Genomic DNA, 21953 nt, shown 5'->3' on the forward strand with positions numbered 1-21953 from the left:
GGGACGAGGGGCCTTGGTCTGATTCCCTCGGAGCCGGTATGGCTCCCTGAGGAGCCGGGACAACCGCCAGAACGCTACTTGGGGTCTACGATATGAATGCAAAATTGTCCGCAGCCGGCGCGAGGGCCGATATCGGCCGCGCATTGCGCGTCGGCGTGATCGGCGCCGGCGTGATGGGCAGCAACCATGCCCGCGTGCTGGCCGGACTGCCCGGCGTCGTGCTGATCGGCATCGTCGATCCGCTGCCGGAACACCGCACACGCGCCATCGACCTGGTCGGTTGCCGCGCCTTCGAGAGCCTCGATCAGCTGCTTGCCGAGGGCATCGATGCGGTGACGATCGCGGCACCCACCCATCTGCATCACGAGATCGCGCTGGCCTGCATCGCGCGCAACATCCACATCCTGGTCGAAAAGCCGGTCGCATCCACGGTCGAAGAAGGCCGCGAGATCGTCGCGGCCGCTGAGCGGGCCGGCGTCACGCTGATGGTCGGCCATGTCGAGCGTTTCAATCCGGCGGTCGCTGCCATCAAGCAGGCGATCTCGGGCGAGGATATCCTGTCGATCGGCATCACCCGGGTCGGCCCGTTCCCGCCGCGGATGTCCAATGTCGGCGTCGTGATCGATCTCGCCGTGCACGACATCGACCTGATCCGCTGGTTCACCGAGTCCGACATCGTCGAGGTGCAGCCGCAGCTCTCGAGCGCGGTCGCCGAGCGCGAAGACATCGCGCTGCTGCAATTCCGAACGGCGTCCGGCGTGCTCGCCCATATCAACACCAACTGGCTGACGCCGTTCAAGGCGCGCAACGTGACGGTCGCAACCCGCGGCAAATACGTGATGGGCGACCTGCTCACGCGCCAGGTCACCGAATGTTTCGGCTTCAAGCCGGACGGCAGCTATTCGATGCGTCATCTGCCGGTCGGTCACGACGAGCCGTTGCGCGCCGAGTTGATCGCCTTCCTCGATGCCGTGCGCAGCGGCAAGCTGCCGGCGGTGTCCGGCGATGAAGGCGTGGCGAGCCTCGAGATCGCGATCCGCTGCCTGGAATCGCCGGCGCGGCCCGCCGCCTCGACGATGCGCAAGGGACCGCGCCGCATCGCCGGCTGATTGCCTCACTGGCTGATTGTCATCCATTCAACACGTGCAAAGAGCTTCCATGAACCAGCATATGCAGCTTGAGCCCATTCCCTTCATCGATATCGCCGCGCAGCGCCGGCGGCTCGGCAAGTCGATCGATGACGCGGTCGCGCGCGTGCTCGACCATTGCCAGTTCATCAACGGTCCGGAAGTCACCACACTGGAGAAGGCGCTGGCGGACTATAGCGGCGCCAAGCATGTGGTGAGCTGCGCCAGCGGCACCGACGCGCTGCTGATGGTCCTGATGGCGAAGAATGTCGGGCCGGGCGATGCGGTGCTGTGCCCGACCTTCACCTTCTGCGCGACCGGCGAAGTCGTGACGCTGACCGGTGCGACGCCGGTATTCGTCGATGTCGACGAAGAGACCTTCAACATCGACGTCAATTCGCTCAAGCGCGGCATTGCGACGGCACGGGCACGCGGGCTGAAGCCGGTTGCCGTGATCCCGGTCGATCTGTTCGGCCAGAGCGCCGATCACGACGCGATCGGCGCGGTCGCCGAGGCCGAGGGCCTGTTCGTGCTCGATGATGCCGCGCAGGGCTTTGGCGCAACCTACAAGAACCGCAAGCTCGGCACCTTCGGCCTTGCGACCGGCACCAGCTTCTTCCCGGCCAAGCCGCTCGGCTGTTTCGGCGACGGCGGCGCGATCTTCACCGACGACGAGGAACTCGCACGCACGCTGCGCAGCATCCGCGTGCACGGCCAGGGCTCGGACAAGTACGACAACGTGAGGCTCGGCCTCACTGCGCGGCTCGACACCATGCAGGCGGCGATCCTGCTCGAGAAGCTGAAGATCTTCGACGACGAGATCGCGGCGCGCAACAAGGTAGCGGAACGCTATTCGCGGGCGCTCGGCAACCTGGTCTCGGTGCCGCGCCTGGCTCCCGGCTGCACCTCGGTGTGGGCGCAGTACACAATCCGTCTGACCAACGGCATCGATCGTGACGCCTTCGCGGCCGCCTTGAAGGCGCAGGGCGTGCCGACCATGATCTACTATCCGAAGTCGGTCCATCAGCAGACCGCCTACAGCCACTATCCGGTTGCCGACGGCGGCCTGCCGGTCAGCGAGCGCCTGTCGAAGGACGTCATCGCCCTGCCGATGCACCCCTATCTCGACGAGGCGGCGCAGGACCGCGTCATCGCGGCTGTGCGCAGCGCGCTACAGGCATGATCCCGAAAAGTGGCTTCCGGTTTTCGGGCTGGATCATGCCTAGATCGTTAACGTCCTGAATACGTCATTTTGACGTAGGGTGATGATGCGCTAGAAGCAGCCCATGCTTGGGCGCATCTTCACCGTCGGCGGCTATACCCTGCTATCGCGGGTCACCGGGTTCGCGCGCGACATCATGCTCGCGGCGATCCTCGGTGCCGGGCCGGTCGCCGACGCCTTCTTCGTGGCGCTGCGGCTGCCCAATCATTTCCGCGCGATCTTTGCCGAAGGCGCCTTCAACGCCGCCTTCGTGCCGGCCTATGCCCATGTCCATGGCGAGCGCGGCGAGGCGTCGGCGCGGCTGTTCGCCGACCGCATCTTCACGCTGCTGTTCGCCTCGCAGGTGATTCTGCTGGTGGTGGCGATGGCGTTCATGCCGCAGGCGATGAGCATTCTCGCGCCGGGCTTCACCGAGGACGCAGCCCAGCGCAAGCTCGCGATCGAGCTGACGCGGATCACCTTTCCCTATCTGCTGCTGATCACGCTGGTGACGCTCTATGGCGGCATGCTCAACGTGATGCATCGATTCGCCAGCGCCGCCGCGGCGCCGATCTTCCTCAACCTCGCCATGATGATGACGCTGGCGCTCGCCGCGTTCTTCCCCAGCGCCGGCCACGCTGCCGCCTGGGGCGTCCTGATCTCGGGCTTCCTGCAGTTCTTCCTGCTCGCCGGCGACCTCGGGCGCCATGGCGGCCTGCCGCGATTCGCGCCCTTGAGGCTCGACGAGGATGTCCGCGGCTTCTTCCGCGCGCTGGGGCCGGCAACCCTGGGCTCGATGGGAACGCAGGTGGCGCTGTTTGCCGACACCATCATCGCGACCTTTCTCCCCGCCGGCGCGCTGTCGGCGCTCTACTATGCCGACCGTCTCAATCAGTTGCCGATCGGCGTGATCGGGATCGCGATCGGCACCGTGCTGCTGCCGGAGATGTCGCGGCGCCTGACCGCCGACGATCACACCGGCGCCATGGCCGCGCAGCGCCGCGCCTTCGATTTCACGCTGCTGTTCTCGGTGCCGTTCGTGGCGGCGTTCCTGACGGTTGCCGATCCGATCATGCGCGCGATGTTCGCCCGCGGCGCCTTCTCGAAGGCCGATGCCGCGAGCGCAGGCGCCACGCTCGCGGCCTATGCGGTCGGGTTGATCCCCTTTGTGATGATCCGCAGCGCGGTCGCGACCTTCTATGCCCGCAAGGATACCGCAACCCCTGTCAAGGCGGCGCTGACCGGGGTCGCGGTCAACGTCGCGCTGAAGATCGCGCTGGTCGGCTCACTGGCGCAGGTCGGGCTCGCGCTCGCGACCGCGGTCGGAGCCTGGGTCAATCTGCTGCTGGTGCTGCTGTTCGCGGTGCGCCGCGGCTATCTCGCGTTCGATCGCGCGCTGATCCGCTCGTTCGGCACTTTCGCGATTTGCGGCCTGCTGCTCGCGCTCGCGCTGTGGCTGACCTCGCATTTCGCCTATGTGTGGTTCGCGCCGATGCAGATCTTTCGCGATGAGATGATCCTGCTGCTGCTGATCACGGTCGGCGCCTTCGTCTACGCCTTGCTTATCCTCACGCTGTTCGGCCGCGGCTGGCTGTTCGCGCTGCGGCGTGTATAGTTTTACCTGTCAAATCAAATGCATAGGAACTAGCCGTGGGATAGCGCTGGGATAGCGCCGGGTGCGGCGGAAAGCGGTTTGCGCTTCGCTGACAACCACGCCAATATGCATACAAACAACCAAGGCAATTGGAGAGACGATGGCAGCTCCCATCAAGTTCGGCGTCGGACAAAGTGTACGGCGCAAGGAGGATGACGCTCTGATTCGCGGCAAGGGCCGCTATACCGACGACGTCGCCCCGTCTCCCGCATTGCACGCGCTGATGCTGCGTTCGCCGCATGCGCACGCGACCTACACGATCGATGCCGGCAAGGCCCGCGGCATGCCCGGCGTGGCGCTGATTCTGACCGCGGCCGATGTCGCCGAGCTCGGCGGCCTGCCGTGCCTGTTCAATCTCGAAACCGATCCGTTCACCGCACCGCCTTATCCGATCCTCGCCAAGGACGAAGTGCGCCATGTCGGCGACGCCATCGCCTTTGTGGTCGCCGATACCGTCGATCATGCTCGCGACGCGATCGAGGCGATCGACGTCAAGTGGACGCCGCTGCCGGCGGTCGCCGGCCTGATCAATGCGGTGAAGAAGGGCGCGCCGCAGGTGTGGCCGGACAAGCCCGGCAATCTGCTGTTCGACGTCTCGATCGGCGACAAGGGCGCCGCCGAGGCCGCCTTCGCCAAGGCGCATGCGGTGGCCGAGATCACCATCGTCAATCCGCGTGTCATCACCAATTTCATGGAGACGCGCGCCGCGGTCGCCGAATACGACGCCAGGAAGGATCATCTGACGCTGACGATCGGCAGCCAGGGCAGCCACCGCCTGCGCGAGATCCTCTGCGACATGATCCTGAAGATGCCGAAGGAGAACATGCGGGTGATCTGCCCGGATGTCGGCGGCGGCTTCGGCACCAAGCTGTTTCCCTATCGCGAGTATGCCCTGATCTCGGTCGCGGCGCGCAAGCTCAAGAAGTCCGTCAAATGGACCGCCGAGCGCTCCGACCATTTCATGGGCGACGCGCAGGGCCGCGACAACCTCACCACCGCGAAGATGGCGCTCGCCGAGGACGGCAAATTCCTCGGCATGGACGTCGACCTGATGGGCGACATGGGCGCCTATCTCTCGACCTTCGCGCCCTATATCCCGCATGGCGGCGCCGGCATGCTGCCGGGTCTCTATGACATCCAGGCCTTCCACTGCCGCGTCCGCACCGTGTTCACCAACACGGTGCCGGTCGATGCCTATCGCGGCGCCGGCCGCCCGGAGGCCGCCTATGTCATCGAGCGGCTGGTGGATGCCGCCGCGCGAAAGCTCGGCATGACGCCGGACGCCATCCGGCGGAAGAACTTCATTCCGCCGAAATCGCTGCCCTACACGACGGCGACCGGCAAGGTCTACGACTCCGGAGACTTCGTCGCGCATATGAAGCGCGCGATGGAGATCGCCAACTGGAAGGAGTTTCCGAAGCGCGCCAAGGCCGCCAAGAAGGACGGCCTCGTGCGGGGCATCGGCATGGCGAGCTATGTCGAGGTCTGCGGCACCATGGGCGAGGAGACCGCCAATGTGGCGCTCGATCCCAACGGCGATATCTCGATCCTGATCGGTACGCAGTCGAGCGGGCAGGGCCACCAGACCGCTTATGCGCAGATCGTCGCCGAGCAGTTCGGCGTACCGCCGGAGCGCGTCCATGTGTTGCAGGGCGACACCGACAAGATCGCGACCGGTCTCGGCACCGGCGGTTCGGCATCGATCCCGTCCGGCGGCGTCAGCGTGCAGCGTGCGACGCACGAGCTCGGCAACAAGCTGAAGGAGCTTGCGGCGCAGGCGCTGGAAGCCGGCGCCGGCGATCTCGAGATCGCCGACGGCCGCATCCGCATCGCCGGCACCGACCGTTCGGTCAGCTTTGCCGATCTCGCCAAGCGTCTCGGCGGCGATACGTCGAAGATGAACTCGAGCGCGACCTTCGCTAGCGCCGACGGCACCTATCCGAATGGCACGCATCTCGCCGAGGTCGAGATCGATCCCGCCACCGGCATCATCAAGATCGTCAGCTACGTCATCGTCGACGATTTCGGCGTCACGCTCAATCCGCTGATGCTTGCGGGCCAGGTTCATGGCGGCGCGATGCAGGGCATCGGGCAGGCGCTGATGGAGCAGGCGGTCTACAGCCCGGCCGACGGTCAGCTCGTCACCGGCACGTTCATGGACTATGCGATGCCGCGCGCCGCCGACGGGCCGTCCTTCGTGTTCGAGACCCACAACGTGCCGTGCACGACCAACCCGCTCGGCGTGAAGGGCGCGGGCGAGGCCGGCGCGATCGGCTCGTGCCCGGCGGTCGTCAACGCGATCGTCGAGGGGCTGCATCGCGAGTTCGGGATCGACCACATCGACATGCCGGCCACGCCGGAGCGGGTCTGGATAGCGATCCGCGAGGCGCAGCGCCGCCATAATCTCTGATAAATTGTCGCAGGCGGAATGAAGATTCCGCCTGCGGTGTTTGCAAATCAGGCCGGCCGCGCACCTGCGGACCGGGACAGAGCAGGATTGAGGGGTTTTGCCGATGAAGCGGATTGTCGTCGTTGCAGCGATGCTTGCGTTGAGTGCGGGGGCGGTGGTGGCCGACCAAAATCAGGTCAAGCAGACCCAGGCCCAGATGAAGGAAACCGGCAAGAACGCCGGTGCGCTCGGGGCCATCATCAAGGGCGAGAAGCCGTACGACCAGGCAACGGTCGACGCCGCGCTGGCGAAGTTCGAGGACACCGCCAAGAAGCTGCCGACGCTCTTCCCTGATAGCAGCAAGGGCCTCAAGACGGATGGCGATTACTCCGCCGGGCCGAAGATCTGGGAAGACAAGACCGGCTTCGAGCAACACATCGCGAGCTTTGCCAGGTCCGTCGCCGACGCCAAGGGCAAGATCAAGGATGTCGACACGCTGAAGGCCGAGCTGACCGTGATCGGCAAGCAGTGCGGCGGCTGCCACGAGACCTATCGCCTCAAGAAGGGCTGATCGCCATTCGGTCAACGAGAAGGGCGGACGCTGCGAGGCGTCCGCCCTTTTTGTGTCGGCCGTTTCTTGTTGAAGTCTTACTTCGTGAGATCTACTTCGTCACTTGGCCGCGGATCTCACCGCCCGGGTTGGCCGCGGTGTGGACGTTGACATAGTACTTGCCGGCGAGGAGATCGGCGGCCTGCGCGTCGGTCAACGTGGCGCTGCCTTCGACCGGGCTCGACGTCGCGTTCGGGATGGCGACCGCGACACCGGAATTCTTGCCGGCCTCGGCGGGACCGTGGAAATGCGCGGCGGTCGCAGGGCCCGACAGGCCGGAATAGGTCAGCTTCCAGCTCAGCTTCTTGGTGGCGGCGTCGTAGTCGATGTCGGCGGTGCCGGTGCCGGCGCTGGCGTTCGCAGGCACTTCGGACTTGCCGTCCAGTTTGGCGTGCAGCTTTTCGGCAAACGCCGGACCGGCGAGGGCGATTGCGGCGCCCAGTGTCAGCGTGGCAAGCAAGGTCTTGTTTGGCATGGTTCTCTCCCCTTTGACGTCACACGATGGTTGCAAACTTCAAACCGCAGCGCTCCGGATTTATTCCCAAAATGATCGTGAGTGCGGCAAATTTGATGCGAGCTTGTGCGGCTGGTTGCCATCATACTGGTTGACGAACTGACGCGACCAATGACGGATCGGTGAATGTTGCGACGAATTCTCCTCCTGGCCGTTTTGGCCGGCCTGATCGGCTTCGGTGTGTTCTGGTGGCTGACGATCCCCGCGACCGTCGCCGCGAGCGCGCTGCCCGCCTACCAGCCCAACCTGGCCAACGGGCTCACAACGTTCAATGCGGGAGGATGTTCCTCCTGCCATGCGGTGCCGAAGCAGGACGACCGCACCAGGCTCGGCGGCGGGCTCGCGATACCGTCGCCGTTCGGGACCTTCTATGCGCCGAACATCTCGCCCGACCCGAACGACGGCATCGGCCGCTGGAGCGAGGCTGATTTCGTCACCGCGGTCATGAAGGGCACCTCGCCGTCGGGGACGCATTATTTTCCGGCGTTTCCGTACACGTCCTATCAGCACGCCAGGGTCAATGACGTCCGCGACCTGTTCGCCTATCTGAAGACCTTGCCGCCGGTCGCCGGCAAGGTGCGCGGCCACGATGTGCCGTTTCCCTTCAACATCAGGCGCAATATCGGTGTCTGGAAATTCCTGTTCATGGACGGCAAGCCGTTCGTCGCGGATGCGAGCCGCTCGGCGCATTGGTATCGCGGCGCCTATCTCGTCAACAGCTTCGGCCATTGCGCCGAGTGTCACAGCCCGCGCAATTTCCTCGGCGGCATCATCAGCTCGCAGCGCTTCGCCGGTGGCCCGAATCCGGAAGGCGAAGGCTGGGTGCCCAACATCACGCCGCGCGGGATCGCGGACTGGAGCGCGAAGGACATCACCTATTTCCTCGAGAGCGGACAGACGCCGGACGGCGATAGTGCCGGCGGATCGATGGTGCGCGTGATCCGCAACACCTCGCAGCTCTCGCCGGGCGATCGCGACGCGATCGCCGAATACATCAAGTCGCTGCCGCCGGTCGAGGGGCCGCCGAAGCCGGTGAAGAAGAAGGAATCCTGAGAGCTCGCATCAAGATGCGCTTCTGCCCGGCCAGAACAAAAGTGAGCTCGCAGTCTACTTCGCGCCGAACGCCTTGAAGGTGATGATGGTGAGGGTGTCCTGGATGCCCGGGATCACCTGAACCTTCTCGTTGATGAAATGGCCGATGTCGGTGTCGTGGTCGACGTAGAACTTGACCAGCAGATCGTAATTGCCCGCGGTGGAATAGATCTCGGACGCAATCTCGGCTTCCGCCAGCGCGTTGGCGACGGTGTAGGACTGGCCGAGCTTGCATTTGATCTGGACGAAGAAAGGAACCATCAAAGTCGTCTCCGAGGATTTCCGCGACTATAGGCCAAAAACGGGCGGCCAAAGCAAGGGGCCAAGGCAGGCCGTCAAGGCAACGCCAACTCGCGGTAAAGTCAGGCGAACTTGCTGCCGCCGGGCGGCCGGGCTAGGACAGGCGATGGTCCCATTTATCACGGTCTCATTCGTCTCAACCGCCGGTGCCGCAGGATGACGCCGGTCGCGCTCACCATTGCCGGCTCGGATTCCTCGGGCGGGGCGGGCATCCAGGCCGACCTCAAGAGCTTTGCCGCGCTCGGGGTCTACGGCGCCTCCGCGATCACGGCGCTGACCGCGCAGAACACCACGGGGGTCAGCGGCATCCATCCGGTGCCCGCGGCGTTCGTCACGGCCCAGATCGATGCGGTGTTCTCCGACCTCGACGTCCGCGCGGTCAAGATCGGCATGGTGGCGCAGGCCGAGACCATCGTGGCGATCGCGGGTGGGCTGAAGCGCTGGGCGCCGCGCCACGTCGTGCTCGATCCGGTGATGGTCGCAACATCAGGCGATCGGCTGCTGGCGGCAGAGGCGGTCGATGCGCTGAAGACCATGCTGTTTCCACTGGCCGCGCTGATCACGCCGAACCTGCCGGAAGCGGCGGCGCTGCTGAACGAGCCGGTCGCGTCGAGTGAGGCCGACGTCGAGCGGCAGGGCAGGCAATTGCTGGCGATGGGATGTCGCGCGGTGCTGGTGAAAGGCGGCCACGGGCATGGCGCCGAGAGCATCGACTATCTGATCGATGGCGCGCGCAGCATCGCACTCGCGGCGCCACGCATTGCCACATCGAACACGCACGGTACCGGCTGCTCGCTGTCATCGGCGATCGCGGCAGGACTCGCGAAGGGCGAGGGCATGGAAACCGCCGTGCGTAACGCCAAGGCGTGGATCACCGAAGCGATCGCCGCCGCCGATCGCTTCGCCGTCGGACACGGCCACGGGCCGGTGCACCACTTCCACAAATATTACTGAAGCTCGCCAGCCTCGCAGCCTTGTAGCCCGGATGTAGCGTAGCGAAATCCGGGAACAGATTCCGCGGACGCAAGACCCCGGATTACGCTTCGCTTCATCCGGGCTACGCATTCAATCGCTTTGTTGTTCCCCGCGATATGCAGGCGACACAACGCCTGTTCCGCACAGCTGCGTCCGCCCATGTCGCCAGATTGTCGCACGCGGCTGTTATCCGCACTGGAGGGGCGTGCTGCTGATTCTCGTTAACTGTTAGTGAGGCCTTGGGTCGCGAGGGTCGTCATCGCCTTGTCACAGGAATCTGTTAGGTGCACGGCATGGGAAGTGACTCCTTGAGTGAAGAAAGCCCCGAGCGGCGCTTTCGCACTTTGTTTATCTCCGATGTCCATCTCGGAGCCCGCGGTTCGCAAGCCGACCGCCTGCTGGACTTCCTCCGCTCCCACGATGCCGACACGATCTACCTCGTTGGTGATATCGTCGACGGCTGGGCGCTGAAGTCGAACTGGTATTGGCCGCAGACCCACAACGATTTCGTGCAGAAGATGCTGCGCAAGGCGCGCAAGGGCGCCAAGGTGATCTACGTCCCGGGCAACCACGACGAGTTCCTGCGCAAATATTACGGCACGCATTTCGGCGGCATCGACGTGGTGGAGAACACCGTTCACACCGGCGCCGACGGCAAGCGCTACCTCGTGATCCACGGCGACATCTTCGATCTCGTGGTGCAGAACGCGCGCTGGCTCGCCCATCTCGGCGACAAGGCCTACGACTTCGCGATCCAGATGAATCGCTTCGTCAACTTCTTCCGCAAGATGTTCGGCGTGCCGTACTGGTCGCTGTCGCAATGGGCGAAGCTGAAGGTCAAGAAGGCGGTGAACTATATCGGCGCGTTCGAGGCGACGCTTGCCGGCGAGGCGCGGCGTCACGGCTGCGACGGCGTGATCTGCGGCCACATCCATTACGCGACGATTCATGACGAGCACGGCATCCGCTACATGAATTGCGGCGACTGGGTCGAGAGCTGCACGGCGCTCGCCGAGCATGAGGACGGCCATTTCGAGATCATCACCTGGACCGACCCGGTGCGCCGGATCGCGCCGGTTCCGCGAGTGACGGCACGCGCTGCATGACGCATATCCTGGTCGCGACCGATGCGTGGCATCCCCAGGTCAACGGGGTTGTCCGCACGCTGACCATGATGGCACAGGCGGCTAAATCACTCGGCGTCGAGGTGAGCTTCCTGACGCCGGACGAGTTCCGCACCTTCGCGATGCCGAGCTATCGCGATCTCCGGCTGGCGCTGCCGTACCGGGCCAAGGTCGCGAGCCTGATCGAGGCGGCCAAACCCGACAGCATCCATATCGCCACCGAAGGCCCGATCGGGCTGTCGGTTCGCCGCTATTGCCGCAAGCACGGCCTGCCGTTCACGACGAGCTTCCACACCCGCTTTCCCGAATACGTCTCGGCACGGACGCCCGTTCCGGAGGCCTGGGTGTGGCGCGCGCTGCGCTGGTTCCACAGGCCGAGCCGGGCGGTGATGGCCGCGACCCCGGCGCTGGCCGCCGAACTGCGCCAGCGCGGCTTCCGCAATGTGGTGCTGTGGTCGCGCGGGGTCGATACCGCCCTGTTCCACCCGCGTGACGTCGATCTCTGCCTGCCGCAGCCGGTCTATCTCAGTGTCGGCCGGGTGGCGGTGGAGAAGAACCTCGAGGCGTTCCTCGATCTGGATCTGCCCGGCACCAAGGTGGTGGTCGGCGACGGGCCGGCGCGGGCGGCGCTGGAGCGGAAATATCCGGAGACCGTCTTCCTCGGCGCCCGCCATGGGGAAGAATTGGCCGAAATCTATGCCGCGGCCGATGTGTTCGTTTTCCCCAGCCGCACCGATACGTTCGGTCTCGTGCTGCTTGAAGCGTTGGCCAGCGGCCTGCCGGTTGCCGCTTTTCCGGTCACCGGCCCCCGCGACGTGATCGGCGCGGCGCCGGTCGGCGTGCTTGACGAGGATCTACACCACGCCTGCCTGGAGGCGCTGAGCATCCCGCGGCAGGCTTGCGTCGAATTTGCCGCGCTCCACACCTGGCAGGCCTCGGCCCGGGTGTTCATCGATCGCTGCATGAACGTCCGCCCCGCGGCGCCCGACGGCGAGGGGGAGGCGTTCGAATTCGGCGCCGAAGAGCACCATTTCGCGGCGCTGCCGGCCCCGCATCCCACCTCACGCTAGACAAGTCACGCTAAAGCGTCTTGCCGGGCTGCGGCCCGCCGCGATACAAATCGCTGATGACGGACACCCCTCTCAATCCACCCGTCGCTGCTGCGGACATCGATGCCGCCGCAAGGGTGGTCGCGCCGTTCGCGGTGCGCACGCCGCTCCTGACTTTCCCCGTTCTCAACGAACGCGTCGGCACCCAGGTCTTCCTCAAGCCCGAGATGCTGCAACGGACCGGATCGTTCAAGTTCCGCGGCGCCTTCAACAAGCTCGCCTCTATACCGCAGGACAAGCGGAGCGGGGGCGTCGTCGCGTTCTCCTCGGGCAACCACGCCCAGGGCGTTGCCGCGGCGGCAAAGATCCTCAACATGCAGGCGACTATCGTGATGCCTGCGGACTCGCCGATCACCAAGCGCGAGCGGACCAAGTCCTATGGCGCCGAGGTCGTGCTCTACGATCGCGATCGCGACGATCGCGAAGCGATCGCCAATGGCATCGCCGGCAAGCGCGGCGCGACCTTGGTGCGCCCCTATGACGATCCCTTCGTGATCGCGGGCCAGGGCACCGCCGGCCGCGAGATCGCCGAGGACATGGCCGCGCTCGGACTCGTGCCCGACATCGTGGTCGCGCCGGCTTCGGGCGGCGGCTTGATCGCAGGTGTCGCTACCGCGGTGAAGGCGAAATATCCGCAGGCCCAGGTGATCGTCGCCGAGCCCGCGGGCTATGACGATCACGCTCTGTCGCTCAAGGTCGGACATCGCGAGGCGCATCCGGTCGCGGCGCGCACCATCTGCGATGCACTGATGGCGATGATGCCGGGCGAGCTTACCTTCGCCATCAACAGCAAGCTGCTCGCAAATGGCGTCAGCGTCTCCGACGATGAGGTCGGTGCAGCCGTCGCCTTCGCCTATCGCGAGCTGAAGCTCGTGGTCGAGCCCGGCGGCGCGGTCGGGCTCGCGGCGCTGCTCGCGGGACGGATCGACGCCAAGGGCAAGAACGTCGTCATCGTGCTCTCGGGCGGCAATGTCGACGCAGACCTGTTCGCGAAGCTCGTCGCCTGAGGCCAGCATCTTGAAAGGAAACGGGGGCAGGGCGGTGCGCGCGCTGCCCCCGTTTCGTTGTGGCGTGCGGCCGATCAGTGCCTGAAGCCGCCACGGTTGCCGCCACCCATTCCGCCGACGTGCGAGACGGACGGACTTGAGTGGAACGCGGCATGGCCACCGCCTGATCTCGGCCGGTTGACTTGCATGCTCTGCCGCTCGGCGCGGAAGTGCTGCTGGCTGTTGTCTTTCATGGTCGGGTTCGGCGTGGTCTTGCCGGCATTCGCGACAGGCAGGCTCGCAATCTTGCCCTTGCCGATTGGGCTCGGCATGCCGACCGGCTTCGCGCCTGACGCGGGCATGGTCACGATCTTGCCGACGGTGCCCTGCAGGCCGGCATTGATCGGGCGGAACGCCGGACGGTTTGACAGCCGCGTGAACTGCATCAGCGGGATTGCTTTCGGCTGCGCCTGCAGCTTCAATGCCGACTGCGCGTAGGGGCTGCTGCCGAAATTGTCGTGGAAGGTCTTGTAGGCGAACGGCGTGTTGGCGAGCACCGCCTTGTGCCATGCCGCCACCTGCAGCCAGTTCGTCAGCAGGAAGCGAATGCGGTCGCACAGCGGATCGCGCGGATAAAGCCGGATGAACTCCTCATAGTAGTCCGGGCGGCCCTCCGACAGCACGAAGTCATAGGCCTGGCGCACCGAGCGGTTCGGCAGGTTCGACGCCATCTGCACCACCGGGCCGTTCTCAGGCGCACGGGCCGACGCCACCGCGGTGTCGCCGAAGAAATAGAAGTCGGAGGTCAGCGACGAGCTTTCCCACGGCGTCTGCCGGCCGTCGGTCGTCGAGTTGACGTCGAGGCGAATGCGCTTGAACAGCTGCTCGATCGGCAGATTGGGCTCGTGCGCCAGGCGCAGGAAGGCGTTGGTGTAGGGGCTGTGGCCGTTGCTGCCATCCTGCGCTTCCATGCCGGGTGCGGTCGAATAGCCGACGATCGAGCCGCTCGGTGCGTCGACGACGGCAAGGCCGCGGCCGGTGTCATTGACGTTTGGAAACGGGTTGTTGCGGCAGGCATCGAGCACCACGATGCGCATCCGGCTCGGGATGTTCTCGAGCGTGCCCATCACGTCGACGAGGCGCACCGCATTGCCGTCGAGGTCGGACGGCGCTGCGATCTTGGCATCGACCGGAATCAGATAGTTTTCACCGGCGAGCTGCACGCCGTGTCCGGCGTAATAGATCATCGCGACCGTGCTCGGGCCACGTGCGGCGACCTTGTCGGAGAAATCCTGCAACACCTTCACCATGTCGCCCTGCCTGAGGTCGGTCGCGGAGATCACCTCGAAGCCGGCCGCGTTCAACAGCTCGGCCATCGACTGCGCGTCATTGCCGGGATTGGCGAGTTTTGGCGCATTCTCATAGTTCGCATTGCCGATGACGAGTGCGACGCGCTGTTCGGGGCCGCGTAGCGCGGTTGGCGCTGCTGCGGCAGGCGTCCCGGGCAAAGCCGCTTGATCGATGGATTGTGCCGGCGTCTGCGCGGCATTGCCGACGGTGATGCCGCCGGTCTCGGCAAACGCTGTGCCCGATACACCGAAGCTGAACAGGCCGAGCAATGCGGCCGATATCATGATGGATTTCAGGCGGACCATCGCGCGCTCCCAAAAGCCGGTCCCGGTGCGGGACCGGTCGCGGCGAGGCTAGGCGCGGATGGGGACGCTGTACGTGACTTGAGTCACATTGCGTCGGTGGTCAGGGAGACAAACGTTTGTCGCATACCCACTCGTCATGCGCGGGCTTGACCCGCGCATCCATCACAACAAGAGCCTTCGTTGTCGATGGATTGCCGGGTCATAGGCGAGCAGAAGCGACGCCGTCCTTCGGACGGCTATGCCCGGCAATGACGAAAAGCGTATGTCCAGCGCTTACGAGAAGAACGCGATTCTCTCGGCCTGGCTCATGCGGCGGATCGGCGCGAGCGGATCGTTGGCTGCGACGCTCGGCTTCTTCAAAAGCCCACTCGCGATGATGGTCGAGCCGAGTGAGACTTCTGCCGCGGGAGCTGCGGCAGCCTCGACGGCGGGTGGGAGAGGCGGCGGCACGGCTGCCGGAGTCGCGGCAACTGGTGCTGCAGCCATCGGCGCTGCAGCCATCAGCGGTGGCTCGACCTTGACCTCGACCTTCGGCTCGGGCGCCGGTGCGGGCTCGGGCTGGATGGCCGGTGCAACCATCTGCGGCTCGGCAGCCATCGCCTCGGCGACGCGCATCTCCTCGGCAGCGCGCATCTCTTCGGCGATCGCTTCTTCGTCGATCGGATCGGGCGCGCCCATCTCCATCGCGATGAGGTCGAGCACCGCTTCGTCCTGGGCGTCTGCTGCGGCCTCGGTGACGCGGGCGAGTTCTGCGGCCTCGGCTTCGGCCAGCGCGGCCTCCGCCTTGAGCCATGCGTCGTTCGGCTCCGGCATGGCGGCCGTGGCAGCCTCATTGCTCGGCGTGGCAGCGGCCTCCTGGGGCGGTGCCGGCGGCGTGGCGGCGATCGTGGCGTCGGGCGCAGCGCTCTCGGCGGCGGCACTTTCGGCTACCGGTTGAGGTGAGGGGGCAGCAGCGTGCGGTTCCGCAACCGGCGCTTCGGCCACATCAGGTTCGGCCGCAGGCGCTTCCGCCTGGTCCGGATCGAATTCGCTGAGCCGGCGAGCCAGCGCCGCAAAGGCGGCATCCAGCACGGCCTTGGCCTCGTCCATCGAAACCTGAGTCGCGCCGGCCTCGATCGCGCTGGCCTGCGAATCGATGATGTCGCAGATCCGGCCGTCATTGCCGATCTCGCGCAGCCGCCAGGAGATCTCCCGAATCACTCGCACGCCCTTGCGCACCGGCGCGAGGTTTGGCTCGAAGCTGATGCCGTCGAGCGCCGCGATGGCGGAGGCCTGGGCGGCCTCGATCGCGCCGCGCAGGGCGGCCAGCGCCTGTGCCAGCTGCTCGTCCCTGATGGCCGCTGCGGCGGCTTGCCGCTGCGCGCTGAGGCTGTCCTCGATCCGCGCCACGGCATCGAGCACCATGCGGGTATCGGCATTGCGGTTGCGCTTGGCATATTCGCCGAGGAACCAGCGGCCCCGCGAGGTCTCCATGAAGGCCGCGCTGATCGCAGCATAATCCTCCTCGCTCGGCAGGGCCGCGCGGGCGGATATCGGAGACAGGGCGAATGCTTCTTCGGCCATCACAATCTCTCCGCGCAAATCACTGCGCGTTACGCTAACGATCACCACGATATCGCGCGAATCGCAATTGAATTGATGTCTTCCGAATCACAAATCCCCATCGCAGCAAAAGTTGCGCCGCGGCGATTCGCGCGCAGCCTCGCGGCATTCTATGCCACGACGTTCGGGATGACCGGGGTCCACCTGCCGTTCTTCACGGTGTGGCTGAAGGCGATCGGGATCGATGCCACCTGGATCGGCCTCATCACGGCGGTGCCGCCGGTGACGCGCTTCACCGTCCTGCCGCTGGTCACCGCGGCTGCGGAGCGTCGCCAGATGCTGCGCGGTGCGATGATCGTCACGGGATTCGCCACGGCGGTGGGCTTTGCCGTGATCGGCACCCAGCACCAGCCGTTGGTGCTGCTTGCGGTCTATGCGCTGACCTGCAGCGTGTGGACGCCGATGGTGCCGCTCACCGACGCCTATGCGCTGCGCGGCGTCAGGCAGTACGGCCTGAGCTACGGACCGTTGCGGCTCTGGGGCTCGGCCGCCTTCGCGGTCTGCGCGCTGATCAGCGGGTTCTTGCTGCGCTATGTCGCCGAGGTCGATCTGATCTGGATCATCACGGCCGTGACCGTGCTCGGCGCGCTGGTCGGGCTGACGCTGCGGCCGCTGGGCCGTCCGGTGGCCACGGTCGCGCACGCGGCCGGCGCGCCGAGGCTGCTGCGCAATCCGACCTTCCTCGCCATCATCGTGTCCTCGGCGCTGATCCAGGGCAGCCACGGCGCCTATTACATCTTCGCATCGATTGCCTGGCAGCAGGCCGGTTTCAGCGGCCTGACCATCGCGGCCCTCTGGGTGCTCGGTGTGATCGCCGAGATCGTACTGTTTGCGGCCTCGCCGCGCTTCACGTTGCCTTCGGCTGTGCTGGTGATGATCGCGGCCGCCAGCGCCGTGGCGCGCTGGGCGATCACCGCGCAGGACCCGCCGCTTGCGGTGCTTGCCGTGGTCCAGCTCGGACACGGGCTGAGCTTCGGCCTGACCCAGGTCGGCATCATGGGGCTGATGGTGCATCACGTGCCGGTTCATGTGATGGCGCGCGCGCAGGGTTATCTGACCGCCTGCGGCGGCATTGTCGCGAGCACCACGGCGATCGTCAGCGGCATGGTCTATGCGCGGTTCGGGCTCGGCGTCTACGACATGATGGCGGCGATGGCAGCGACGGGCGGGATTGTGATGTGGCTGGCGCGCAAACGACTAACCCACTAGCCCCAGAGTGCGGCCTCTGGCGGATAGACCAAGCTGCCGTCGTAGCGCAGGCCGTTGTCGCGGTCCCTGGCCAGCAGCAGCGGGCCGTCGAGATCGACGAAGCGCGCGGCTTGCGCGATCAGCATCGCCGGCGCCATCGCAAGCGAAGTCGCGACCATGCAGCCGATCATGATCTCGAAGCCGAGCGCGCGGGCGGCGTCCGCCATCGCGAGCGCTTCGGTCAGCCCGCCGGTCTTGTCGAGCTTGATGTTGACGGCGTCATAGCGGCCGCGCAGGCCTTCGAGCGAGGTGCGGTCATGCACGCTTTCGTCGGCGCAGACCGCAACCGGGCGCTTGATCCGCAGCAGCGCCTCGTCCTTGCCTGCCGGCAGCGGCTGTTCGATCAGCGTGACGCCGGCATCGGCGCAGGCCGCCAGATTGGCGGCGAGGTTGTCGTCGGTCCAGGCCTCGTTGGCATCGACGATGAGTTCGGATGCCGGCGCCGCCTTGCGCACGGCGGCGATCCGCGCGGCGTCGCGATCGCCGCCGAGCTTGATCTTGAGCAGCGCGCGATGCGCGGCCTTGGCGGTGGCCTCCGCCATCGCCTCTGATGTCCCGAGCGAGATCGTATAGGCGGTGGTGCGCGGCTCCGGCGCGGGGCGGCCGAGCAGGTTCCAGATCCGCTGACCGGCGCGTTTGGCCTCGAGGTCCGCCAGCGCACAATCCAGCGCATTACGGGCCGCGCCGGCGGGCATACTGGCCTGCAAGGCGATCCGGTCCATGCCATTGGCGAGCGGCTCCTGCATGGCCTGGATCGCCTGCAGCGTCGCCTCGGGCGTTTCGCCGTAGCGCGGGTAAGGCACGCATTCGCCGCGGCCGGTGAGGCCACCCTGGCTCACCTCGGCCACCACGACGACGGCCTCGGTCTTGGCGCCACGGCTGATCGTGAAGGTTCCGGCGATCGGCCAGCGCTCGATCCGCCCTGACAGGGAAATGGCTCCGGGAGGGGTGGAAGTCATTTTAAAGTCTACTATTTCCTGAACCGTAGCTTGCGACGCGCAACCAACTATGGCTGGTTAGTGACAGATTCGACAAGCCGATCCGGCATCGCCGGAGATCTGCGTGAGCGGCGGCCAGCCGGCTTGAGGGGTAGGCAAAAGGTGAGCGGCGACCCGACTCTGGAGCGGATAGCCCAAGGCGAAGGACTGGCGTTGTGCGCGGCGGGCAACTGGACGGCCCGCTTTGCTCCCGCGCTCGAGCGGATCGTCTCCGACGCCGAGAAACTGCGCGGCAGCCGTTCCCACATCTTCATCGACGTGTCGCAGGTATCGAGCCTCGACACGTTCGGCGCGTGGCTGATCGAGCGGCTGCGCCGCAGCCTCAGCGACGCCAGCGCCGAAGCCGAGATCGCGGGCCTCTCCGCCAATTATTCCAGCCTGGTCGACGAGGTTCGCCGCGTCGGCCCTGCGCCCAACGCCGCGAGCGAACCGCTGCTGATATCGGGCATGCTGGAGCAGATCGGGCGCACCGTGGCCGGGATCGGCGGCACCATCATCGGCCTCGTCGATATGCTCGGCGCGGTGCTGGCCGCGGCCGCCAAGGTGCTGATCCATCCGCGCAGCTTCCGCTTCACCTCGACGGTGCATCACCTCGAGCAGGTCTGCTTGCGCGCGGTGCCGATCGTGGTGCTGATCACCTTCCTGATCGGCTGCATCATCTCGCAGCAGGGCATCTTCCATTTCCGCAGGTTCGGCGCCGACATCTTCGTGGTCGATATGCTGGGCGTGCTGGTGCTGCGCGAGATCGGTGTGCTGCTGGTCGCGATCATGGTCGCGGGCCGCTCCGGCTCGGCCTATACCGCCGAGCTCGGTTCGATGAAGATGCGCGAGGAGATCGACGCGCTGCGCACCATGGGCTTTGATCCGATCGAGGTCTTGATCCTGCCGCGCATGCTGGCATTGGTGCTGGCGCTGCCGATCCTGGCCTTTCTCGGCGCAATGGCGGCGCTCTATGGCGGCGGCCTGGTGGCCTGGCTTTATGGCGGCGTCGATCCGGAGGCCTTCCTGCTCCGCCTTCGTGATGCCATATCGATCGATCACTTCATCGTCGGCATGGTCAAGGCGCCTGTCATGGCCGCGGTGATCGGCATCGTCGCCTGCGTCGAAGGGTTGGCGGTACAGGGTTCGGCCGAGTCGCTCGGACAGCACACCACCGCGTCGGTGGTGAAAGGGATATTCTTCGTGATCGTGATGGACGGCGTGTTCGCGATCTTCTTCGCCTCGATCGGGATGTGATCATGGCCGAGCACGACGACGACGCCATCATCCGGGTCCGCGACATCACGGTTCAGTTCGGCGAGACGCGGGTGCTTGACGGCCTCGACCTCGACGTCAAGCGCGGCGAGATCCTCGGCTTCGTCGGCCCGTCGGGCGCCGGCAAATCGGTGCTGACGCGCACGATCATTGGCCTGGTGCCGAAGGTTTCCGGCCGCATCGAAGTGTTCGGCGTCGACCTCGACGCCGCGAACTCGGCGCAGCGCCGCGCCGTCGAGCGGCGCTGGGGCGTCCTGTTCCAGCAGGGCGCGCTGTTCTCCTCGCTGACGGTGCGCCAGAACATCCAGTTTCCGGCGCGCGAGTATCTGCGGGTCTCGCAGCGGCTGCTCGACGAGATTGTGGTGGCGAAGCTGGTGATGGTCGGGCTGAAGCCCGAGGTCGCCGATCGCTATCCGTCGGAACTGTCCGGCGGCATGATCAAGCGCGTCGCGCTGGCGCGCGCACTCGCGCTCGATCCTGAATTGGTGTTTCTCGACGAGCCGACGTCGGGCCTCGATCCGATCGGCGCCGGCGATTTCGACGAGCTGGTGCGCACCCTGCAGCGCACTTTGGGGCTGACCGTTTTCATGGTAACCCACGATCTCGACAGTCTTTACACCGCGTGCGACCGTATCGCCGTTTTAGGGAACGGTAAGATCATTGCTGCAGGATCGATCGCCGACATGAAGGCATCGCAGCATCCGTGGTTGCAGCAATATTTCAACGGCAAGCGCGCCCGCGCCGTTGTGGCCTAGCCCATGATCCCGAAACGAAAAGACCGGTTTTTGGACGAGATCATGCGCCAACAGGGAATTCGACGGGCTCGAACGCAGGCCGACTGCGCGAGCGCCCAAGAGTGATGAACGCGAGCAATTGATGGAAACGCGGGCGAACTACGTCTTGATCGGGGCTTTCACGCTGGCGGTAATCGCCGCGGCGTTCGGCTTCGTGCTGTGGTTCCAGAGCCTGCACACCACCAAGCAGCGCAGCCCTTTGCGGGTGATCTTCGAGGGGCCGGCATCGGGCCTGCGCAATGGCGGCAACGTCAATTTTAACGGTATCCGGATAGGGGAAGTGGTCTCGGTCAAGCTCGATAACCCCAGGCGCGTGGTCGCGCTGGCGATGATCGAGAACAACGCACCGCTGCGCAAGGACACCCTGGTCGGCCTCGAATTCCAGGGCCTCACCGGCGTCGCCGCGATCTCGCTGAAGGGTGGCGAGGAAGCCGCCCCGCCGGTGCCGCTGGATGAGGACGGCATCCCGGTTCTGACCGCCGACCCGAACGCGCTGCAGGACGTCACCGAGGCGATCCGCGCCACCTTGCAAAACGTCAACCGCATCGTCGCCGACAATCAGCAGTCGGTGAAGAATTCGCTGAAGAATCTCGAGGTCTTCACCGAGGCGCTGGCGCGCAACTCCGAGAAGATCGACAACGTCATGCTCAAGGTCGACGGCGTGATGGGCAAGGCCGACAACCTGATGCTGGGCCTCAATGCGATCGCGGGCGGCAACAATGGCAGCGAGCTGAACCTGATGGTGAAGTCGATCCGCGAGCTCGCCGACAACATCGACAAGCGGTCCAATCTCCTGATCAACGATGGCCGCCGCACACTGTCCGACATCAGCCGCGCCGTGAACAATTTCGACCGCAACCCGAGCCGGGTGATCTTCGGCGGCAGCAACAACGCCGCGCCCGAGCCCGCGCCGGCTCCCGCCGCAGCACCGGCCGGGCCGCGGCGGCGGCAGCAATAGGCTAGGCGCCCTCCATTCGTCCCGACGATCGTCGCCGTCCTACTGGGGCGCCGCCTGAGAGGGCTCGGCTGCTTCAGGAACGAAGCGGCGATAGCGGTCGTCCGGATACGTCTGCTCCGAGCGGATCCTCAAGCTGCGAATATGGTGGGGATCGGATGCCGCATCGACGACGCTGTTCGTTGCCGGCCATTCGCGGCCGGACGCATCGTGGGTCGCATCGCCTGCCGGGCTGACAGGCGTCGTTCGAACGACATGCGCATCGGCCGCCGGCTTGCTTTCTTCCTTTATTTTGATGGTCCGGATTTTGGACGGCTGGATCGGATCCGCCGTCGCGGCCGCGGCCGTCCCGATCGTCCCGAGCAC

Annotated in this window: 20 protein-coding genes; 14 read left to right on the plus strand and 6 right to left on the minus strand. The window is 65.7% G+C overall.

The window, feature by feature from the left end; translation table 11 throughout:
* The first annotated feature begins 92 nt into the window (after positions 1 to 92).
* The 5 genes from ACE10Z_RS17055 (at position 93) to ACE10Z_RS17075 (ending at position 6942) form a co-directional block, all read left to right on the plus strand.
* Positions 93 to 1109 (plus strand): Gfo/Idh/MocA family oxidoreductase, encoded by a 1017-nt coding sequence (locus ACE10Z_RS17055; protein ID WP_375788955.1) that lies wholly within the window; start codon positions 93 to 95, stop codon positions 1107 to 1109.
* Positions 1110 to 1158: 49 nt separating this feature from the next.
* Positions 1159 to 2310: a DegT/DnrJ/EryC1/StrS family aminotransferase gene (locus ACE10Z_RS17060; RefSeq protein ID WP_375788956.1), complete on the plus strand. Its 1152-nt coding sequence runs from the start codon at positions 1159 to 1161 to the stop codon at positions 2308 to 2310.
* A gap of 103 nt (positions 2311 to 2413) precedes the next feature.
* Positions 2414 to 3943, plus strand: coding sequence for a murein biosynthesis integral membrane protein MurJ (gene murJ / locus ACE10Z_RS17065; RefSeq protein ID WP_375788957.1), 1530 nt, complete (start codon positions 2414 to 2416; stop codon positions 3941 to 3943).
* 139 nt (positions 3944 to 4082) lie between these two features.
* Positions 4083 to 6392 (plus strand): xanthine dehydrogenase family protein molybdopterin-binding subunit, encoded by a 2310-nt coding sequence (locus ACE10Z_RS17070; protein ID WP_375788958.1) that lies wholly within the window; start codon positions 4083 to 4085, stop codon positions 6390 to 6392.
* Positions 6393 to 6495: 103 nt separating this feature from the next.
* Positions 6496 to 6942: a c-type cytochrome gene (locus tag ACE10Z_RS17075; RefSeq protein ID WP_375788959.1), complete on the plus strand. Its 447-nt coding sequence runs from the start codon at positions 6496 to 6498 to the stop codon at positions 6940 to 6942.
* Positions 6943 to 7033: 91 nt separating this feature from the next.
* On the opposite strand, the gene ACE10Z_RS17080 is transcribed toward ACE10Z_RS17075, so the two are convergent.
* Entirely contained in the window at positions 7034 to 7456 is a 423-nt protein-coding gene (locus tag ACE10Z_RS17080) for a CHRD domain-containing protein (protein WP_375788960.1), read from the minus strand.
* A 165-nt stretch (positions 7457 to 7621) separates the two neighbouring features.
* On the opposite strand from ACE10Z_RS17080, the gene ACE10Z_RS17085 reads away from it, so the two are divergent.
* Positions 7622 to 8548, plus strand: a complete 927-nt coding sequence (locus tag ACE10Z_RS17085) for a c-type cytochrome (protein WP_375788961.1) — start codon at positions 7622 to 7624, stop codon at positions 8546 to 8548.
* Positions 8549 to 8602: 54 nt separating this feature from the next.
* Here the strand turns inward: ACE10Z_RS17085 and ACE10Z_RS17090 are convergent, their stop codons facing one another.
* Entirely contained in the window at positions 8603 to 8848 is a 246-nt protein-coding gene (locus ACE10Z_RS17090; protein WP_016845986.1) for an Lrp/AsnC ligand binding domain-containing protein, read from the minus strand.
* Positions 8849 to 9043: 195 nt separating this feature from the next.
* Between ACE10Z_RS17090 and thiD the strand changes: the two genes are divergently transcribed.
* From thiD to ACE10Z_RS17110, 4 genes are all read left to right on the plus strand, one after another.
* Positions 9044 to 9841, plus strand: coding sequence for a bifunctional hydroxymethylpyrimidine kinase/phosphomethylpyrimidine kinase (gene thiD, locus ACE10Z_RS17095; RefSeq protein WP_375788962.1), 798 nt, complete (start codon positions 9044 to 9046; stop codon positions 9839 to 9841).
* Between the two features lie 314 nt (positions 9842 to 10155).
* The gene (locus ACE10Z_RS17100) at positions 10156 to 10968 is read left to right on the plus strand and encodes a UDP-2,3-diacylglucosamine diphosphatase (protein WP_050403538.1); all 813 of its coding nucleotides are present in this window, start codon (positions 10156 to 10158) and stop codon (positions 10966 to 10968) included.
* The gene (locus ACE10Z_RS17105) at positions 10965 to 12056 is read left to right on the plus strand and encodes a glycosyltransferase family 4 protein (protein WP_375788963.1); all 1092 of its coding nucleotides are present in this window, start codon (positions 10965 to 10967) and stop codon (positions 12054 to 12056) included. Before ACE10Z_RS17100 ends, ACE10Z_RS17105 begins: the two co-directional genes overlap by 4 nt.
* 56 nt (positions 12057 to 12112) lie before the next feature.
* A complete protein-coding gene (locus ACE10Z_RS17110; protein ID WP_375788964.1) occupies positions 12113 to 13102 on the plus strand; it encodes a threonine/serine dehydratase in 990 nt (329 codons plus the stop codon).
* Positions 13103 to 13176: 74 nt separating this feature from the next.
* On the opposite strand, the gene ACE10Z_RS17115 is transcribed toward ACE10Z_RS17110, so the two are convergent.
* Together ACE10Z_RS17115 and ACE10Z_RS17120 are read right to left on the minus strand one after the other, a co-directional pair.
* Positions 13177 to 14736: a caspase domain-containing protein gene (locus ACE10Z_RS17115; protein WP_375788965.1), complete on the minus strand. Its 1560-nt coding sequence runs from the start codon at positions 14734 to 14736 to the stop codon at positions 13177 to 13179.
* Positions 14737 to 15009: 273 nt separating this feature from the next.
* Complete coding sequence (locus tag ACE10Z_RS17120) at positions 15010 to 16299, minus strand: hypothetical protein (protein WP_375788966.1); 1290 nt, start codon at positions 16297 to 16299, stop codon at positions 15010 to 15012.
* A gap of 75 nt (positions 16300 to 16374) precedes the next feature.
* Here ACE10Z_RS17120 and ACE10Z_RS17125 point away from each other — a divergent pair, with 75 nt between their 5' ends.
* Positions 16375 to 17547 (plus strand): MFS transporter, encoded by a 1173-nt coding sequence (locus ACE10Z_RS17125; protein ID WP_375788967.1) that lies wholly within the window; start codon positions 16375 to 16377, stop codon positions 17545 to 17547.
* Here the strand turns inward: ACE10Z_RS17125 and dgcA are convergent.
* Positions 17544 to 18545 carry an N-acetyl-D-Glu racemase DgcA gene (dgcA, locus tag ACE10Z_RS17130; RefSeq protein ID WP_375788968.1) on the minus strand — a complete coding sequence of 334 codons (1002 nt, stop codon included), beginning with the start codon at positions 18543 to 18545 and terminating at the stop codon, positions 17544 to 17546. The genes ACE10Z_RS17125 and dgcA overlap by 4 nt on opposite strands.
* 141 nt (positions 18546 to 18686) lie before the next feature.
* Between dgcA and ACE10Z_RS17135 the strand changes: the two genes are divergently transcribed.
* The 3 genes from ACE10Z_RS17135 (at position 18687) to ACE10Z_RS17145 (ending at position 21590) form a co-directional block, all read left to right on the plus strand.
* Positions 18687 to 19820 carry an MlaE family ABC transporter permease gene (locus tag ACE10Z_RS17135; protein ID WP_375788969.1) on the plus strand — a complete coding sequence of 378 codons (1134 nt, stop codon included), beginning with the start codon at positions 18687 to 18689 and terminating at the stop codon, positions 19818 to 19820.
* A gap of 2 nt (positions 19821 to 19822) precedes the next feature.
* Positions 19823 to 20593, plus strand: coding sequence for an ABC transporter ATP-binding protein (locus tag ACE10Z_RS17140; protein ID WP_375788970.1), 771 nt, complete (start codon positions 19823 to 19825; stop codon positions 20591 to 20593).
* A gap of 121 nt (positions 20594 to 20714) precedes the next feature.
* A complete protein-coding gene (locus tag ACE10Z_RS17145; protein WP_375788971.1) occupies positions 20715 to 21590 on the plus strand; it encodes an MlaD family protein in 876 nt (291 codons plus the stop codon).
* Between the two features lie 39 nt (positions 21591 to 21629).
* Here ACE10Z_RS17145 and ACE10Z_RS17150 read toward each other — a convergent pair whose 3' ends face one another.
* Positions 21630 to 21953, minus strand: a complete 324-nt coding sequence (locus ACE10Z_RS17150) for a hypothetical protein (protein ID WP_375788972.1) — start codon at positions 21951 to 21953, stop codon at positions 21630 to 21632.

The sequence above is a fragment of the Bradyrhizobium sp. Pha-3 genome (assembly GCF_042258615.1).
Classification (GTDB): Bacteria; Pseudomonadota; Alphaproteobacteria; order Rhizobiales; family Xanthobacteraceae; genus Bradyrhizobium.

Bases quoted from the DNA above. Each gene is read 5' to 3' on its own strand.
- ACE10Z_RS17125 (WP_375788967.1), top strand. From the start codon at position 16,375: ATGTCTTCCGAATCACAAATCCCCATCGCAGCAAAAGTTGCGCCGCGG.
- ACE10Z_RS17070 (WP_375788958.1), top strand. From the start codon at position 4,083: ATGGCAGCTCCCATCAAGTTCGGCGTCGGACAAAGTGTACGGCGCAAG.
- murJ (WP_375788957.1), top strand. From the start codon at position 2,414: ATGCTTGGGCGCATCTTCACCGTCGGCGGCTATACCCTGCTATCGCGG.
- ACE10Z_RS17115 (WP_375788965.1), bottom strand. From the start codon at position 14,736: ATGGTCCGCCTGAAATCCATCATGATATCGGCCGCATTGCTCGGCCTG.
- ACE10Z_RS17120 (WP_375788966.1), bottom strand. From the start codon at position 16,299: ATGGCCGAAGAAGCATTCGCCCTGTCTCCGATATCCGCCCGCGCGGCC.
- ACE10Z_RS17140 (WP_375788970.1), top strand. From the start codon at position 19,823: ATGGCCGAGCACGACGACGACGCCATCATCCGGGTCCGCGACATCACG.
- ACE10Z_RS17100 (WP_050403538.1), top strand. From the start codon at position 10,156: ATGGGAAGTGACTCCTTGAGTGAAGAAAGCCCCGAGCGGCGCTTTCGC.
- ACE10Z_RS17110 (WP_375788964.1), top strand. From the start codon at position 12,113: ATGACGGACACCCCTCTCAATCCACCCGTCGCTGCTGCGGACATCGAT.
- ACE10Z_RS17080 (WP_375788960.1), bottom strand. From the start codon at position 7,456: ATGCCAAACAAGACCTTGCTTGCCACGCTGACACTGGGCGCCGCAATC.
- ACE10Z_RS17055 (WP_375788955.1), top strand. From the start codon at position 93: ATGAATGCAAAATTGTCCGCAGCCGGCGCGAGGGCCGATATCGGCCGC.
- ACE10Z_RS17090 (WP_016845986.1), bottom strand. From the start codon at position 8,848: ATGGTTCCTTTCTTCGTCCAGATCAAATGCAAGCTCGGCCAGTCCTAC.
- ACE10Z_RS17075 (WP_375788959.1), top strand. From the start codon at position 6,496: ATGAAGCGGATTGTCGTCGTTGCAGCGATGCTTGCGTTGAGTGCGGGG.
- ACE10Z_RS17060 (WP_375788956.1), top strand. From the start codon at position 1,159: ATGAACCAGCATATGCAGCTTGAGCCCATTCCCTTCATCGATATCGCC.
- ACE10Z_RS17105 (WP_375788963.1), top strand. From the start codon at position 10,965: ATGACGCATATCCTGGTCGCGACCGATGCGTGGCATCCCCAGGTCAAC.
- dgcA (WP_375788968.1), bottom strand. From the start codon at position 18,545: ATGACTTCCACCCCTCCCGGAGCCATTTCCCTGTCAGGGCGGATCGAG.
- ACE10Z_RS17145 (WP_375788971.1), top strand. From the start codon at position 20,715: ATGGAAACGCGGGCGAACTACGTCTTGATCGGGGCTTTCACGCTGGCG.
- ACE10Z_RS17085 (WP_375788961.1), top strand. From the start codon at position 7,622: ATGTTGCGACGAATTCTCCTCCTGGCCGTTTTGGCCGGCCTGATCGGC.
- thiD (WP_375788962.1), top strand. From the start codon at position 9,044: ATGACGCCGGTCGCGCTCACCATTGCCGGCTCGGATTCCTCGGGCGGG.